At 50.2% G+C, this 15,664-nt stretch carries 17 protein-coding genes and 1 pseudogene; 3 read left to right on the top strand and 15 right to left on the bottom strand.

Features of this window, described 5'->3' with window-relative positions; translation table 11 throughout:
- Positions 1 to 15: 15 nt before the first annotated feature.
- A complete protein-coding gene (locus tag FFS57_RS20975; RefSeq protein WP_137939783.1) occupies positions 16 to 618 on the top strand; it encodes an acyl carrier protein phosphodiesterase in 603 nt (200 codons plus the stop codon).
- On the opposite strand, the gene FFS57_RS20970 is transcribed toward FFS57_RS20975, so the two are convergent.
- Entirely contained in the window at positions 605 to 1,588 is a 984-nt protein-coding gene (locus FFS57_RS20970; RefSeq protein ID WP_137939782.1) for a TerC family protein, read from the bottom strand. The genes FFS57_RS20975 and FFS57_RS20970 overlap by 14 nt on opposite strands.
- 454 nt (positions 1,589 to 2,042) lie before the next feature.
- Between FFS57_RS20970 and FFS57_RS26175 the strand changes: the two are divergent.
- Both FFS57_RS26175 and FFS57_RS20955 read left to right on the top strand, forming a co-directional pair.
- Positions 2,043 to 3,305: pseudogene (locus FFS57_RS26175) on the top strand (glycosyltransferase).
- A 135-nt stretch (positions 3,306 to 3,440) separates the two neighbouring features.
- Positions 3,441 to 4,211, top strand: coding sequence for a substrate-binding periplasmic protein (locus tag FFS57_RS20955; RefSeq protein ID WP_137939779.1), 771 nt, complete (start codon positions 3,441 to 3,443; stop codon positions 4,209 to 4,211).
- A 91-nt stretch (positions 4,212 to 4,302) separates the two neighbouring features.
- Here the strand turns inward: FFS57_RS20955 and FFS57_RS20950 are convergent, their stop codons facing one another.
- The 14 genes from FFS57_RS20950 to FFS57_RS20885 form a co-directional block, all read right to left on the bottom strand.
- Positions 4,303 to 4,740, bottom strand: a complete 438-nt coding sequence (locus FFS57_RS20950) for a PaaI family thioesterase (protein WP_137939778.1) — start codon at positions 4,738 to 4,740, stop codon at positions 4,303 to 4,305.
- 178 nt (positions 4,741 to 4,918) lie between these two features.
- A complete protein-coding gene (locus FFS57_RS20945; protein WP_137939777.1) occupies positions 4,919 to 5,470 on the bottom strand; it encodes a type II secretion system protein in 552 nt (183 codons plus the stop codon).
- Between the two features lie 25 nt (positions 5,471 to 5,495).
- On the bottom strand, positions 5,496 to 5,867 hold the full coding sequence (locus FFS57_RS20940; protein WP_137939776.1) for a type II secretion system protein: 372 nt from the start codon (positions 5,865 to 5,867) through the stop codon (positions 5,496 to 5,498).
- Position 5,868: 1 nt separating this feature from the next.
- The gene (locus FFS57_RS20935; protein WP_137939775.1) at positions 5,869 to 6,342 is read right to left on the bottom strand and encodes a type II secretion system protein; all 474 of its coding nucleotides are present in this window, start codon (positions 6,340 to 6,342) and stop codon (positions 5,869 to 5,871) included.
- A complete protein-coding gene (locus tag FFS57_RS20930) occupies positions 6,339 to 8,312 on the bottom strand; it encodes a secretin GspD/PilQ domain-containing protein (RefSeq protein WP_137939774.1) in 1,974 nt (657 codons plus the stop codon). Before FFS57_RS20930 ends, FFS57_RS20935 begins: the two co-directional genes overlap by 4 nt.
- On the bottom strand, positions 8,309 to 8,863 hold the full coding sequence (locus FFS57_RS20925) for a hypothetical protein (protein ID WP_137939773.1): 555 nt from the start codon (positions 8,861 to 8,863) through the stop codon (positions 8,309 to 8,311). The genes FFS57_RS20930 and FFS57_RS20925 overlap by 4 nt, the downstream gene beginning before the upstream one ends.
- Entirely contained in the window at positions 8,860 to 9,384 is a 525-nt protein-coding gene (locus FFS57_RS20920) for a hypothetical protein (RefSeq protein WP_137939772.1), read from the bottom strand. Before FFS57_RS20920 ends, FFS57_RS20925 begins: the two co-directional genes overlap by 4 nt.
- Positions 9,385 to 9,389: 5 nt before the next feature.
- Positions 9,390 to 9,887, bottom strand: coding sequence for a PilN domain-containing protein (locus FFS57_RS20915; RefSeq protein WP_137939771.1), 498 nt, complete (start codon positions 9,885 to 9,887; stop codon positions 9,390 to 9,392).
- Position 9,888: 1 nt separating this feature from the next.
- Positions 9,889 to 10,686, bottom strand: a complete 798-nt coding sequence (locus FFS57_RS20910) for a hypothetical protein (RefSeq protein ID WP_137939770.1) — start codon at positions 10,684 to 10,686, stop codon at positions 9,889 to 9,891.
- Positions 10,667 to 12,361 carry a GspE/PulE family protein gene (locus FFS57_RS20905; protein WP_249384100.1) on the bottom strand — a complete coding sequence of 565 codons (1,695 nt, stop codon included), beginning with the start codon at positions 12,359 to 12,361 and terminating at the stop codon, positions 10,667 to 10,669. The genes FFS57_RS20910 and FFS57_RS20905 overlap by 20 nt, the downstream gene beginning before the upstream one ends.
- On the bottom strand, positions 12,358 to 13,554 hold the full coding sequence (locus FFS57_RS20900; RefSeq protein ID WP_137939769.1) for a type II secretion system F family protein: 1,197 nt from the start codon (positions 13,552 to 13,554) through the stop codon (positions 12,358 to 12,360). Before FFS57_RS20900 ends, FFS57_RS20905 begins: the two co-directional genes overlap by 4 nt.
- A gap of 20 nt (positions 13,555 to 13,574) precedes the next feature.
- Positions 13,575 to 13,988, bottom strand: coding sequence for a type II secretion system major pseudopilin GspG (gene gspG / locus FFS57_RS20895; RefSeq protein WP_137939768.1), 414 nt, complete (start codon positions 13,986 to 13,988; stop codon positions 13,575 to 13,577).
- A 145-nt stretch (positions 13,989 to 14,133) separates the two neighbouring features.
- Complete coding sequence (locus FFS57_RS20890) at positions 14,134 to 14,694, bottom strand: hypothetical protein (RefSeq protein WP_137939767.1); 561 nt, start codon at positions 14,692 to 14,694, stop codon at positions 14,134 to 14,136.
- A 206-nt stretch (positions 14,695 to 14,900) separates the two neighbouring features.
- The coding region (locus tag FFS57_RS20885; RefSeq protein ID WP_137939766.1) for an RICIN domain-containing protein at positions 14,901 to 15,664 on the bottom strand (764 nt) is incomplete at its 5' end.

Genomic DNA, 15,664 nt, shown 5'->3' with positions numbered 1-15,664 from the left:
TTCTTGACGTAATCCGTGCCCAATTATCTGGCTCATCTGCTGCTTGCAGAAAACTCACCACAAGGTCGCGTTGGTAACCTGCTAGGTGATTTCATGAAGCTGCAACATGCAGCACATCTACCCCTTGCCTTGCAGCGTGGTATGTCACTTCATCAAGCAATGGATGGCTTCACTGATCGTCACCCTTGCGTGCTGAACAGTAAAGGCCGCATCACCCCGTTGCGCCGTCGATATGCCGGCATTCTGGTGGATATCTTCTACGATCATTTTTTGGCGCAACACTGGACATGCTATGCCAGCGTACCGCTGGAAATATTTACCAATCAAGTTTATGCAGAACTGTCATCCATGTATGAGGTTCTACCACCCCGCCTGCAAGATATTCTGCCGATCATGTCGGCTAACAACTGGCTATTGCGATATCGAGACATCGATGGCATTGATCAGGTCTTACAGCGTTTTTCACAGCATCGCCTCAGTCGTGCCAACCCACTGGGCGATGCCATTATTGAATTGACAGATCAATACCAGGGGCTGGGTGATGACTTTCAGCAATTTTTTCCAGAGCTGCAAGCCTTCACCCTGCAATGGTCAGTCACCCACCTCAGCTTGATTTGACTTCGTCACCACGTGTCTTCCAGAGCGAGAACAAAATACCCCCTGCCAGCAATACCAGGGTCACACTCAGCGACAACAGCGCAGGTACCTTACCCCCGAACACAAAATCACCCAGGAAAATCTTTGCCCCGATGAACACCAGCACCAGCGCTAACGCGTATTTCAGATAATGGAAACGATGGATAATCGCCGCCAAAGCGAAATACAGCGCACGCAACCCCAGAATCGCAAAAATGTTGGAGGTATAGACAATAAACGGATCGGTCGTGATGGCGAAGATCGCTGGCACGCTGTCCACGGCAAACACCAAGTCCACCAGTTCCACCATAAACAGCGCCAGCAACAGCGGTGTCGCCCACCACACCAGCTTATCTGATTGCTGGGGATGCGGTGCCTTGATCAGGAAATGCTGATCATGCAGGTCCTTGGTAACACGCATATGACTTTTCAGGAACTTCAGGATCGGATTCTGGTTGAAATCCTGCGCTGACTCATCTGTGATCAGCATTTTGATCCCGGTATAAATCAGAAAAGCACCGAACAAATACAGTACCCAGCCATATTGCGATACCAACGTTGCCCCGACACCAATCATCAGTGCGCGTAGCACAATCACGCCCAAGATACCCCAAAACAACACACGATGCTGGTAAATACGCGGAATGGCAAAGAAACCGAAAATCAACGAGATCACAAACACGTTATCAAGTGACAGACTTTTCTCCACCAGGAAGCCCGTATAGAAATCCATCCCTGCAGCCGCTCCCATATACCACCATACCCAGGCACCAAACAGTAAACCACCGGTGATGTAAAACGCGGACAGCCCCAGGCTTTCCTTTACACCAATTTCATGATCCTCTTTGTGTAATAGCCACAGGTCAAATACCAGCAATGCCATGACAATTGCAAGAAACATTAACCACATCCACAAAGGCTTGCCCAGCCATATAACCTCAATGAACGCCATGGCAGCCTCCTACACGGTGTCGTTGCAACAATACAAAATCAGGAAATGCAGAAATCGATGCCAGGGACAAACCCGGTATGTAATGGATCGGCATGTGAAACCTCCGGTACAAAAAGTAAAACGGCCCAGTCCAAAAGACATAGGCCGTTTACATTTTGTACATGCAAGCCCCTGCCTTTCGGCAAGGTCTTGCTTGCAACTGAAATTCGTTGCCCGAGCACCGGGGCCAATCTGAAAAAACAACCATCAGAATCACCCGAGATGACGATGCGTCGGCGAGAAGCTACTCCCCTTGATGTATGAGATATTAGTATAAGTTGATAAATTCAGTCAACTATTCCACCTCGCCACGACACTTGTCAATCGGACCGGGCGAAACTTGCATCCATCATCCGCCCAAACTCCATATTGTCCAAACAGTCTCTCAAAGAGAATCCACCAGATTAAACACACCATGCCGAGCCAAGCCCAAATCAAATTGTCACATCCAGCGCTTACGCTAATACCGTCGGTGATGGGACAATCTATGCATGTGCTGATGATTTCTGACGTCTATTTTCCCAGAATAAATGGTGTCTCCACATCCATCGAAACTTTTCGTCGATCATTAGTACCACACGGTGTAACCACTACGTTGGTTGCACCGGCCTATCCAGGCAATATGCCGATTAGAGCAGATGAACTTCGCATCTTGGCCCGCTACTTGCCTTTTGCCCCAGAAGACCGCCTGATGCGCTATCAGGTACTAAATGGCGCTTTGGCAGCGATCCCTCCTGCATCCTATGATCTAATCCATATCCAAACACCTTTTGCAGCTCACTATGCTGGCATCCGTTTGGCAAAACGAACTGGCAAGCCCGTTGTGACGACTTACCACACTTTATTTGTGGAATACATTCATTGTTATGCGCCGTGATTACCTGCTTGCATTGGCCGGCAACTGGCGCAGCGACTGTCTTGCCGGCAATGCAATCAAGCGGATTTAGTCATTGCGCCATCAAGTATGATGCACACCACGTTACGCGACTATGGGGTGACAGTACCGATTGAGGTTGTTCCAACCGGCGTGCCGATCGAACATTTTCGGCAAGGTAATGGCCTTGAGTTTCGCCGGCGCTTTGCCATTCCACCCGATCGAATCGTCGCCCTGTACGTAGGGCGGGTTGCACACGAAAAAAATCTACCGCTGTTATTGAATGCATTTGCTCAGGCTTGCTGGCAAATGCATTCAATGATGTTGATCATTGCCAGGGAAGGGCCTGCTCGACCGAGTGTGGAAGCATTAGCCTGTCATCTCGGCATCGCCGAGGCCGTTCGATTCCTTGGTTACCTGAATCGCGACCAGGAATTACCCGATTGTTATCATGCTGCTGACCTATTTCTTTTCCCATCCCATACCGAAACCCAAGGTCTGGTACTCATCGAGGCATTGGCGGCAGGGTTACCTGTCATAGGACTACCTATCATGGGCGCGGCCGATATCATCTTGGCTGGCCGGGGTTCGGTACCTGTCGGCGCCACAGTAGAAGAAATGGCCAATGTACTGCGTCAGCTGGCCTGTGATGCCAACTTGCGTGGCATCATCAGCCAAGCAGGTCGACAATTTGCCCAATCTTGGTCTGATACCGCAATGGCCAAGCGTCTGGCCCACACATACCAACACATGCTGGATGGCCATACATTGCGTCAATCAACCGGTCAGATACAAACGGATTAGATAAAAGTGCAATCTGAATGGGTTTGCCAGTATGCATATTGGTTCAACTGAGCCTAGAATGGCGGGGTGAACACGACCCTGTCATATTTTCTTAATTTCGCGACACTTTGTTGTCGCCCCAATCATTCACTGCACATGAATCATCGTTGGTTCAATGTATTGGGCATCTTGGTACTCCTGATCTTCAGCCCACTGGTACGAAGCGAAGTATTGCAGACCTGCGGTGGGAATAACGAGTGGCCCCCTTCATCCTACTTTTCCAAGCAGGTAAAAGGTCGCGTTGACGGATATTCCGTCGATGTATTGCGTGCAGCATTGGCTGGCAGCAATTTTCAGGTGAATGTTGTACTTCTGCCTTGGGCACGGTGTCTGGCCCAGGTCAAAACCGGCAATGGGATGACTATTGCCATGGGTGCCGCTTTTTCTGACAAACGCGCTGAGATTTACGACCTCTCTCGTCCCTATCTGAAATTGACTCCAGCCTATCATTTCTGGCATAGCCATTTTCCACTTGGTTTACAGATCAACAATGGTGCTCAGTTTGCCAATCAGACTGTTTGTATCCTGCATGGCGCCAATCCGGGACCGTTTGGACTAGTAACAGGGGGCACAGATAATGGGGCAACAAACTACGAGGCTCTGATTGGCAAGATTGCAAGATATCGCTGTGATGTGCTGGCCGAATACATGGAGGTAATCCATGGATTCAAGCGTTTGGGTCACCCTTACGTCAGTCTACCCCAACTACGCAGCATGCCAATGACGTGGCAACCACGTATTCCTATCCATTTTCTGGTGTCGCGCAATCACCCATCAACCAAAACCATTACGGCACTGTTAAATCGGCGCCTGGCGGAAATGGAGCAATCTGGCAAGTTGGAGAGTTTGTTGAAACAACATATGTAATACGATTTACTCAATCTGGGTTTCGATAATATCTGGATGTCAGCTATTCAATGTTGCAATCAACAAATCCTGACAAACGATTCACCCAGTGTCACCCGTCAGATGGCTCGGGCCTGATAGATGCCACCACGGCAAAAGTGGCACTGGCGCGCAATAGTAACCGGCCGGCAGTACTCAAGCGCACTTCAGCAAAAGCTAATCGTTTACCCGTCCGTAAAATCTCAACGTGCGCCTCCACCCAATCAAGTGGTCTCGCTGGCTCAAGAAACTCTGCACTCAGGTTGGCCGTTACTACAGAAACAGGCGGTTCTTGCGAGGTTGATAAATTGATACCTAATGCCGTATCAGCCAATGTCAGCAACATGCCACCATGCGCGACACCATGCATGTTGTGATGGTGCGGCGCTATACGTACTGCCAACACTCGACAATCCCCTTCGTAGCTGACAAATACCTCACCCAAATGGCGAACAAATGGGCTGGCGCCAATAAATGGTTCGAAACCATCAGGAATGGGCAATGATTTCATTTTTCAGGCCCAATGTAGTACACATCGGCGTCATCAAAAAGTAGATAGGCTGAGTATGCCCGTCTCAAGCACCCCCAAGCAAGCGACACCAAGCACTGCTTCCTGACTCAATTAACCAGGTCAATTCATGAAACACATCATTGGCCGCGCCATTACTACAGGCCGATGGGCCAGATCTTCAACGGTCACCAGGTAAGCTTGCCGGACCACCCTTGGGTGTCACAGGCGGCAACGGTGGTGAGGGAGCACCAGGCTTTTGAGGTGTGGGTGTAGTTGGATTAGGCTGCTGCGGAGCAACAGGCTGCGCGACAAACTTCCAGTCACTGTAACGTTGCTGATTTTCAAAAGGCACTTCTTCGTCAACAAAACCTGTCTGCTTATATGGCTTTTTCTCTGACTTGCTAAAAATACCCAGAATACCCCCACCAGGCGCACCTAATACGCCCCACTCAGTGGAGCCGGTAATCGGATCAGGGTAAAGCTTTCGCAGGTGACGTACTGGTTGTGGGAACCGCTTATCTTGTACTAGATCAGCCAGTTCCTTTGGATAAGCCTTAGCCCCGCCCGGGCTTCTTTCGATATAGCTTCGAATGGCTTCTCGATACAGTCGACCAACATATAACAGATCAGCCTCACGATCACGCTCCGCCTGAGTCGCCGCCATTTCGGTGGTTCTCCCCAGTAAAACACTCATCACCAGCAGGATTACAACCAGCCACATGTAGGCCATGCCAGACTGGTGATTTCGGGATGACCTACCAGCTTGCATATGCGGAACCATCGCGTGACGAGCCGCCTGCACTGCTATGTACATCGGCAACAAAACCTTTTTCCTCGCCACTTGGCGGAGTGATCTTCCAAGTAGAACGGCTTTCCGTCATCGGATCCAACGGCACATCACGCAAATATTTGCGCTCAACCAGCTCCTCCAAACGATCGGGATAACGTCCGACATCACCCCTGAACTGATCAATTGCCTTACGAAGAGTATTGAGATTATCGCGTAACACCGTTTCCTTGGCTTGATCCACACTATTGGTATAGCGTGGCGTTACCAATGTCAGAAACGTCGCAATGATAGCCATTGCGATTAACAATTCCAGTAAGGTAAAGCCGCGAATTCGCATATCACCAGATCCGGTAGGGTATGCCATTCATGCCTTTGTCAGGGCTCAGCGAATACACATCATACACATCGTCCCCAGCCCGCGGTTCGTCCGGTGGGCTGGCATAGCTACGATAACCCCAGGTTGAGGCTGCAGGAGCTGCAGAATCTGGGAAGAAAGGGTCACGTGGAATTCGTCTCAAAAAATACAGCTTTTTCTTCTGTGGCGATTTTTTGTCGTCCACACCATCCACCAGCAACTGCAGATTGGTTGGATAACCATTTCCGTCAGCCTTTTTCTCTACCCGCCCTTCATCTGATGCTTTTTTGTAAGCGTCGATAGCTTCACGGATCTCGCGCAAGGACGCCTTCAGCTCCTGCTCCTTTGAGCGGCGGGCATTCATTTGCGTCAGTGGCAACGCTGCGCTGGCCAGAATAGCGAGCAAGGTCAGCGTTACCAGCATCTCGATGAGCGTAAAGCCCATCCGCTTTTTCATTGAATCCTCTTATTGCTCTTGTTCGGATTTTGCCCGCTTTCCACCAGTGGTTGCTCCACCGGCTGGGCTGGAACTGGTTCGGGAGCTGGGGGCGGTAATGAAGGCGGTGCGACTGGCACCTGATTTCCCATATCAGGCTGTGGTACAAATCCACCTTCTCCACCACCACTTGCAGGTACCTTGACTTCGCTACCGCGATTGCTCAAACGCAATGATTCACTCCCCACAGCCGCTTCAGTACCACTATCAAATTCAGTATTGTTGATGTCCGGAATATCCAGATTTCGCAAGATCCGTGGCGTAATCATCAGAACTAGTTCCGATTTGTTCAGTTGGCTCTTCTCGCTGGACAATAAACGCCCCAGTACAGGTAATTTACCCAGCAACGGGAATCGATTGGCAGATTGAATATCTTCCTGACGAATCAACCCTGCCAGTACCTGCGTCTCACCATCCTTCAGACGTAGCGAAGTATTCGCAGTACGAGAACCGATCTTGTAGGTAACCAAGCCTTGCTTGCTGGTCACTTCATCGGCAATGTTGCTGACCTCCAGCCCAACCTTGATGCTGACCTCATCGTTCAGGTGCACCAGCGGCTCGACATCTACTTTCAGGCCTACATCCAGATAATTCACCGATTCGGATGTGCCACCGCCATTAGGTAACGAAACCGTCGTGATGACCGGCACTCGATCACCAATATGGATTTTGGCCTTATCACGATTCTTCACCCGAATGCGCGGGTTGGCCAAAGTATTGGTTGCACCATCAGTGTTCTTCAGGTTAATAACCAGCGCTGGGTCAATGTTACCGACACGGATGGCATCCCGTGTCGAATTGCGCAAATCGCCTATAGTCCATAAGCCCTGGCCAACATCGGTAATGGCTTTTGCCGGGCTGATCGTAACTTTTTCTGGGAAATTGACACCCAGTTCCAACAACTTGGCATTACTGATTTCCATCACTTCAACTTCCAGCATCACTTCTGGCTCGGCCAGATCTTGTGATGCCAGCAGTTTCTCTGCAACGGCAATCGCCTCTGGTGTGTCACGCATGACCAGCATATTGAGCTTGTCATCCACAAACACATCCCGTGTTTTTACAACAGTCTTGATCAAACCTAATGCTGATTTGGCGTCGACATTCCCTAAGTAGAAGGTTTTGACCCGCAGCTCTTCAAGTTCACGCTGTCGCCCTGGTTGGGCCGGATAGATCAATACCGAACGGTCATTCAACACTCGCTTAGTCAACTGCTGCCCGGTCAATAGGACATTCAGTGCTTCACTCAATGGCGTGTTCTTCGCCATGATGGTCGCACGCGCATCCAGCTTCACATCCTTGTCGAACACAAAGTTCACGCCCGTGCTACGTGACAATACATCGAAGATTGCCGGCAAAGGCGCCTGCTGAAACTCCAACGTCACCAACGCATTCAGTGGCGAGTCAGGGCCAACAGGCGTCATGTCGCTGCGATGCTTGGCGGTATTGATTTCTGACAGCATCTTGCGTGCTTTGGTATTACGCGAGTTTTCCGATAAAGCTTGTCGCAGTAACTGGCGTGCTTTGTCTACATGGCCACCCTGTTTGGCTTTTTCAGCGTCTGCCAACAGCTGTAAATGTCGTCGATCGGTCGCAACACGCTTTAAACCGTCTTCAGCACGAGGATGCCCAGGAAAGGTGTTGAGTACAGACCGGTACTTTTGCTCCGCGGCTTCAAACTGTTCATTCACACGCAAATTGTCTGCCTCGCGCACCATACGGTCTGCCTGCAGTTCGCGTTGACGAATGTAATACGCGCGGTACTCCTGATTATCTGGATACTCAGCAACAACCTTGTTTAACGCAGCCAGACCTTCCTCCGTCCGTCCCTGCGAGATCAATTGCTTGGAGTCCGAAAATGCCTGTTGACCCGCACATCCGGTCAAAATCAAGGCGATCAGGCCGATGCCTGCAAGCGGCCAATGCCTCATGGTTGTACTCCCATTGACAAAACTTGCTTCTCACCAGAGGCAAGATACGTGAAATGAATTCCGGCAGCGTCCATGCTGTCGAGTCGATATCCGCCGGCGATTGTTTCACCGACATGGGCAATCAGATTCTGGCCTTGAAAATCCAGATAGATGTCTATTTGTGCACCACGTTGCAATTTACCCAAATAAGCAAATGGTAAGGGAGGTGGCCCTGTTGGAACCGGTGGTGTAGGCTGAGGTGGAGGAGCCTGTATAGACGGGTCTACCTCAGGCTCTTTCGCTTTACGGGCACTGTGGAATGGGTCTGAGGCGGCTTCGCCGATACCAACCCGTTGTACCCAACCATTCGATAGCGTGGTGGTCGAACCTGTATTGTTTACCACAACGACAGGCTGAGCGGTCTTTGCTGTAGCCGTAACCGCAGGCTGCCCGGCATTTGGACGTCCTGCCAATAATTCTTCGTCTTCGCCACCAAACCAGAGTGAATAGGCTGTTAATGCGACTGTACCCGACAACAAACCTAGCCAAGTCAGTGATGCCTTTGGTTTCATTTGGGCACCTTGTAATACAGACTGAAACGCAAACGGGCTGTCACTACGTCACTTTGTTCATCTCGTTCGAAACGAACCTCATCCAACGCGGCATGGGGTAACCGTTGCAAGGCCTTACTCAAAAAACCACGCAACGCTGGATAGTCACCATCCAGTGGCAAACTGACCTGATAACGTTGCAGCTTGAGTCCAGGTACATCTTGCAATTGGTATTGTGATTCGACAATTGCCAAATCGGATTGCTCGGCTGCATCATTAAAAATGGCCAAGTCATCAGGCACTGCCGCAATATCTGGAAAATGGCGGTAGAACGAATCGAGCGTTGGTTGTCCTCGTTTGGCTCCAGCTAGTTTCAATGCATCCTGTCGAGCACTAACAAGCTGTGTGGCCACTGTTGCGGCATCTCGTTCTGCAGGCAATACCTTGAATAGCCAGACACCTAAGGCGGCAAAGATCAAGATCACACCAAGACGCCCTGGCGCACCTAAACGTTGCCAGCCAAAACGCAACCAAAACATCATGCCGCTCATTTCGGCCCCCACTGGGCTTGCAGTTGGAAGCGTTCAACATCCGCTTCCGGATCCAATTTCTGTTGGATCAAATGTATTTGCCGCAATCCAGCTTCAGTACCCAATCTGCGCATGTAGTCATACAATGCCTGAGCCGTCTTGGCTTCGCCCGCCAATCGGACTGTACGCTGCCCACTGTCAGGTAGTATCTGGGTTAGACGGACATCAGCAGCTTCAATCTTTTCGAGATTGCTAAACAGAATATCCCATGGACGGGCGAACTGCACAGACAGATCTTTGGCTTTGTCTCGTTCCTGTTGGTCACCTTGTGGCTGGCTGCTATCAGGTGTACGCAAACGCCATAGCGCACCCTTGTCTTGTTCCACTTTTTGTTCGACCGACGCCACTTGCATGCTCAATGCGGTCAACAATCCCAGCCCTATCACACACAATGGCACACCAAGCACTAAGGAACCGCCACTACGGCGAACAAAATCTAGTCTTACCGGTTGCATATCAACATCCGAGGCAGAATGCCCACTCCCTGTCTTGCCTCGGGTCAAACCCCCGTTGCGGTGGCAATTTCAACCAAGTACCCGATACATCATCAAGCATGGCACGTCGATGGACAGGCGCGGTAATAAACAATGGTTCATCTGTCGCATTTAATGCCATACTTGCTTGCGCGATCATCGGGGGCAATTTGCGCTCCCACGGCTCTGGCAATACTCGGTTTTGCAAGCTATGCCACTCCCCATCCCGCATCTGTAATAAACACAACCGTCCCGGTTCCACCACTGCCAACAGGCCGCTCTTTGGCAGTTCCTTGGCCAATCGATTAAAAATTGCTACCAGTAAAGGCCTAACGCTAGTCAGCTTCATGGCATGGCGTTTTGCCAAATCCTCTAAAGCAGCCATCCATCGAGCATCCATACCACTGACCAAACGGTTGTGCTTAAAGCGAGCAGGTGAAAGCGCCAATGTCCATTGATTCACCACGTCGCCATACTGCTCTGTCAGTAAGGCTCTTGCGTAATCTAGGCTCAATCCATCATCCAGCAGGTTTGGCTGCCACGGCAGAATTTCATAACGTGCCCAAGTATTGGATATCACCGCCTCAAGCTGCTTGGAACCGGAAACGGCTGGGTCCGCCAACCATGCATCCAATTCGTCAAAAGCTGGCACGCCCTCCCGCAAAGTCAGCGGTATACGCATTGATGCCACACGCTCACGCTTACGGCCTCGAAGGCATACAGCACTCACGTATTCCGCTTCCAGCGCAATCACTACGCAATCAGCGGATAAACGTAACACGATTGATCTCCTGCAAAGTCGTTTCCCCTCGTGCCACTGCGGCCAATGCAACCTCTCGCAACTGACGTGTACCATTCCGGCGCGCAGCCTGCTTCAACTCACTCATTGGTGCCTTACATAAAATCAATTCGCGTAACTCATCGTTCAAACTTAAGATTTCCGCAATGGCAATTCGCCCCAAATAACCCGAACCACGGCAATGAGAACAACCTTTACCCATTCGGAACTGAAACTTAGGTAGCCAATCCGGCTGAAACCGGGAAGCCACCAGCAAATCTGATGGTGGGCGATATAGTGTTGAGCAGTGTGGGCAGACCCGCCGAACCAAGCGCTGCCCCAATACACCATTCAAAGCAGCAACTAGGCTGTATGGATCAACCTCCATATACAGAAATCGGCTGATAACATCAAAGACGCTGTTGGCATGCACCGTGGTCAATACCAAATGGCCCGTCAATGCAGCCTGCACAGCTATTTGTGCGGTTTCAGGGTCACGAATCTCACCAACCATGATCTTATCAGGATCATGGCGCAATACAGACCGCAACCCCCGAGCAAAAGTCAGGCCTTTTTTCTCGTTGACTGGTATCTGCAATATGCCGGGTAACTGATACTCAACAGGATCTTCAATCGTGATGATCTTGTCTTCACCATTGTTGATTTCAGAAAGCGCTGCGTAGAGTGTCGTAGTCTTACCTGATCCTGTTGGCCCTGTTACAAGCAGCATGCCATATGGCTCAATGGCTAAATCCCGAATGATTTGCTTGGTCTGGGCATCAAAACCCAGGCTATCCAGGCTTAAGCCTGTCATTTGACTTGTGACGGCTTGTTTGTCGAGAACACGCAGCACCGCATCCTCGCCATGAATGCTCGGCATGACCGAGACACGAAAATCCACCTCGCGCCCCAGAATCATTGCTTTGAAACGACCATCCTGTGGTACACGTCGCTCCGCGATATCCAGTTCAGACATAACCTTTAATCGAGAAATAACCTGCTCCGCCAGATCGACGCCCCCAATCTTATTGATGGCACTTAACACACCATCAATACGATATTTAATGGACAACCCTTCCGGTTCGCTCTCCAAATGAATGTCACTGGCGCCACTCTTCAGTGCGTCATACAGCGTTGAGTTGACCAAGCGTACTGCGGCGCCAGATTCTTCGGCGATGCTTTGTAGCGAGATCACTTCAACGTGTTCGCCCCGCTTGCCACCCCCTTGAGATGATTGCAACACGCCATCAATTGCACGACGACCATCTTCCAGTGCAGCAAATCGCGCCGCCAGACGCTCACCATCCGTCAAGGCCAGCTGATAAGCACCATCCAATTTATGCTCAAGCCAAGCCATCAAACCAGGCTGAAGCGGATCGGCCACAATTGCCACGATCCGATCCTTCCTGCGGACGGGCAGACATTGCCGGGCCAAGGCTTCAGTAAAGGGTAGCTTACTGAAGTCAGGCTCCAAATCGTCAAGCTTAGTCGCGGGAACTTGGGGAATACGCAGCGTTTGAGCTAGGGCATATCGGACAACTTCTGGTGGCTGCTGTGATTTTGCGACCAGGATATCAAGCAAATGCTTGCCTTCAGCCTCGGCTTCCTGTCGAGCTTGCTGTAGCTCAGTAGGCGAAAAACGCGGGCGCATCAGGTCGGACGGGATACGGGCGGTCATTTCACGCCTCCGGCAAGATCAAAAATCGGCAAGTACATCAGTAGTACCACCAAACCAATGAAGCCCCCCATGAACAACATCAGGATCGGCTCAAACAGCTTGGTTGCCACATCAACCCAGCGGGCCAATTCATCATCGTAAAACGTGGCAACATGTTCCATCATGTCACCTAATTGACCGCTTTTCTCACCAACTCGTAACAAGCGCAGAGCTACTGGTGTCGTCAAACCCTCACGCTGCATGGTATCTGCCAAAGGCTGCCCCTGCTTTAGTGCGGCAATGACCTTCAACAACGGTTGACGCAGTGCTGGGCTTAACAGATCAGCAACTCGCTCAAATGATGTCACTAACGGAATGCCACCACGCAACAACATACCTGCCGCGCGATAAAACCGCGCAAGCTGGAAAATGCGCAAACGCTCCCCCAACCAAGGGCTCTTCCATGCACGGGCCACCACCGCAGCCCGAACAGTGGGCTGACGTGAGATCAACACAATACCCGCTACCACCATGGCCACACCCACTGCAGCGCTAGTTTGATTCTTGTCCAGCCAGCCACCAAATGCCAGCAACCAACGTGACAAAGTCGGCAAATCAGTATTCAGCCCTTCATAAATGCGACTGAATTTGGGAACCAGATACCCCAATAGAAATAAACAGACACCACCACCGACCACCAGCAGAATTGCCGGATAAATTGCAGCACTGACCAATCGTTTACGTAGCGTTTCAACTTGTTCCTGATAATTAATGTATCGAACAATTGACTTATGCAGCTCGCCAGTGTGCTCACTTGCACGTACTGTAGCCACAAACAACTCGGGGAATACATCTGGTTGAGATGCCAAACACTGTGACAATGTTTGCCCCTGGAACAACGAATGCTTGACACTATCCAGAATGGATTTGATGGCAGGCCGGTGCTCTTTTTCACTCAATGTTTCGATAGACTCGGTAACAGGTAAACCTGCCACGAGCAACGCAGTCAATTCCCGACAAAACAGCAACAAATCAAAACGTGGCGCACGGGACAGCGATAATCCATTGCCAGAGGCCTTACTTTCAATTGAAAGCGGTTTCATGCCTCGCATTTCGATGCCGCGCTTGGCCTCTTCAGCATTGGCAGCATCAATGCTAAGACGTACCAACTTACGCTGGGCGTCTAATGCACTGATTTCGAAACGCTGGCTCATAGAAAGATTATCTACAACAATCAGTTACGAAGATCGGCATCGTCACCGGCCCCACCCGGGCGACCATCTTTACCATGAGATGTGATATCGAATTCACGACCATTCTCACCAGGACTACGATACTGATAAGGGTGCCCCCATGGATCCATTGGAACATCTTTCTTCAAATACGGGCCACGCCAACCAGGTTCGTCAGTCGGTGCCTGCATCAGCACGGCCAATCCCTGCTCATTACGAGGAAAATGGCCTGTATCAAGGCGATAAGATTCGATCGCTTTTGACAGAGCATCAATCTGAGCTTTGGCAGTCGTCACTTCGGACTTGCCAAGATTCTTGAATAGATTCGGACCTACCACGCCCACCAACAGACCAATAATCACCAATGCAATCAACAGCTCAAGCAGGGTAAAGCCTTGATATTTTTTCGTTTTCATCACTAGCCAATTCAGCAGATAACGTTGAAATTAGATATAACCACTATAATACCAGAAAATCATTTAGCATATCTTCAAGTATCATACTTCGAAGCAAGCCAATGAATCTACACTCTTTGGTCGCCAAATCAATAACCTGACACACTTAGCTTGCTGGTAGCTTCAACTCCATCGTCAGGTCAATTGGCTGCCGGTGAAGAACCTCTTGTTGGCATACCCCGACCATATCATCTGTCCTGCAATTTGGTGACTTACCGTCACCTTGACTCACCATCTTATAGATCGGCGCCCGCACACGCAGCCTCAACAGCCCTTGCGGGGCAGGCAAAAACTCTATCTGCTTGTCAAGCATTTCAACATGTAGATTAATGTCCCCCTCGCCACCGCTTGGAAGATAAAAATCTGCAAACCGGAAATTTTTTTGCATGCTTGGCGACCGGTAATCACGGTTCACAGATGCAGAGAAGGACAAATAGACTTCCAAGCCATCTTTTGCATACTGCAATGCGTGGTAGTCCGCCCGGGCATCACATTGCTGCCCGGGTGGGCACTTTAAAACCATCGCCTGACCAGTGTCTTTAATAGTCAACTGTTTAACGGTCGAACTTGATATGACATTGTTCGTACCATGACCATCAGAACAAGCCAATCCCAAAGGCAAGTAAGTCATCAAACTAACGGCTGCCAACCATTGCCAGCATTTCATGCTATTCACCTTCTACGAAGCTCTAGATTCTAATCCATTAACATTCGATTGTCATAAATTAGGATTCGTTCAATCCCAACACATTTTTTTATCGCTTCAAGCAACATGCACACCCTTGGCTACACATAAAACAACCCTCCATACGGCCGGGGTACTTCATCGGCCACTGGAGGGCTTCATTTATGCCAACTGGCACTTATTCTACTTTACTGGAAAGAGCGCACAGCAAACGTCCATTTCAAACCATCACTGGAGCCCATGGCTTGTTGAATGACTGGCGTACCATCCTGGCCTGCAGTGATGCCCAATGGGAAACCACTATAGCGAGACACCAAATAATAGGTACCACCGTCCGCAGGCATCGGGCACCATTGTTGATTCACTCCACGATGCAGGGGGTACATGATGGATTCACCACCAACCTTATGCTTAGTTGAACCATTGAGATCCAGCGCTAGGCCAGTTGCCTTGGACATCAAATATACAAACCCCTCAACATTGCGCTCCAGTTTCCAGCGTGTGGCATTCCCATCATTCCAGACAACCAAGGGTGACATTGTTATATCACCAGCCGGTACTAGTTTGGTGCCACTCAACTTGTTGGTGATCGTAAATTCACCGGACAAAGTGAAGCTGGTTTCACACTTTGCCAAGGGTTGCGGCGTAGGTGTCGGAGTAGGCCCACCACCGGCAACCTTGAACGACATCATTTTGTCGTTGTAGTTACGTAACACCAAGTTGGCATCATCAGTACGAAGTGTCAGTCTATTTCCTTGCTGTCGCGATTGATCAAATAGCTCAACAGTTAAACCCGATGGCACTTTGACCGAGGACACCATTCTCGCCCAGCTAGCAGGCACTTCAAATACTCCTACCCCACTACAAAAGCGACCGCCCTGATAATGGATATGCTCAAAGAAGCAAACTTGACCATTGGGTGTGGGTGTGGGTGTGGGTGTGGGTGTGGGTG

The sequence above is a fragment of the Chitinivorax sp. B genome (assembly GCF_005503445.1).
In the GTDB taxonomy this organism is placed as follows: Bacteria; Pseudomonadota; Gammaproteobacteria; order Burkholderiales; family SCOH01; genus Chitinivorax.
Note: the sequence above shows the minus strand (reverse complement) of the source record. Positions and strands in the feature narration are given on the sequence as shown.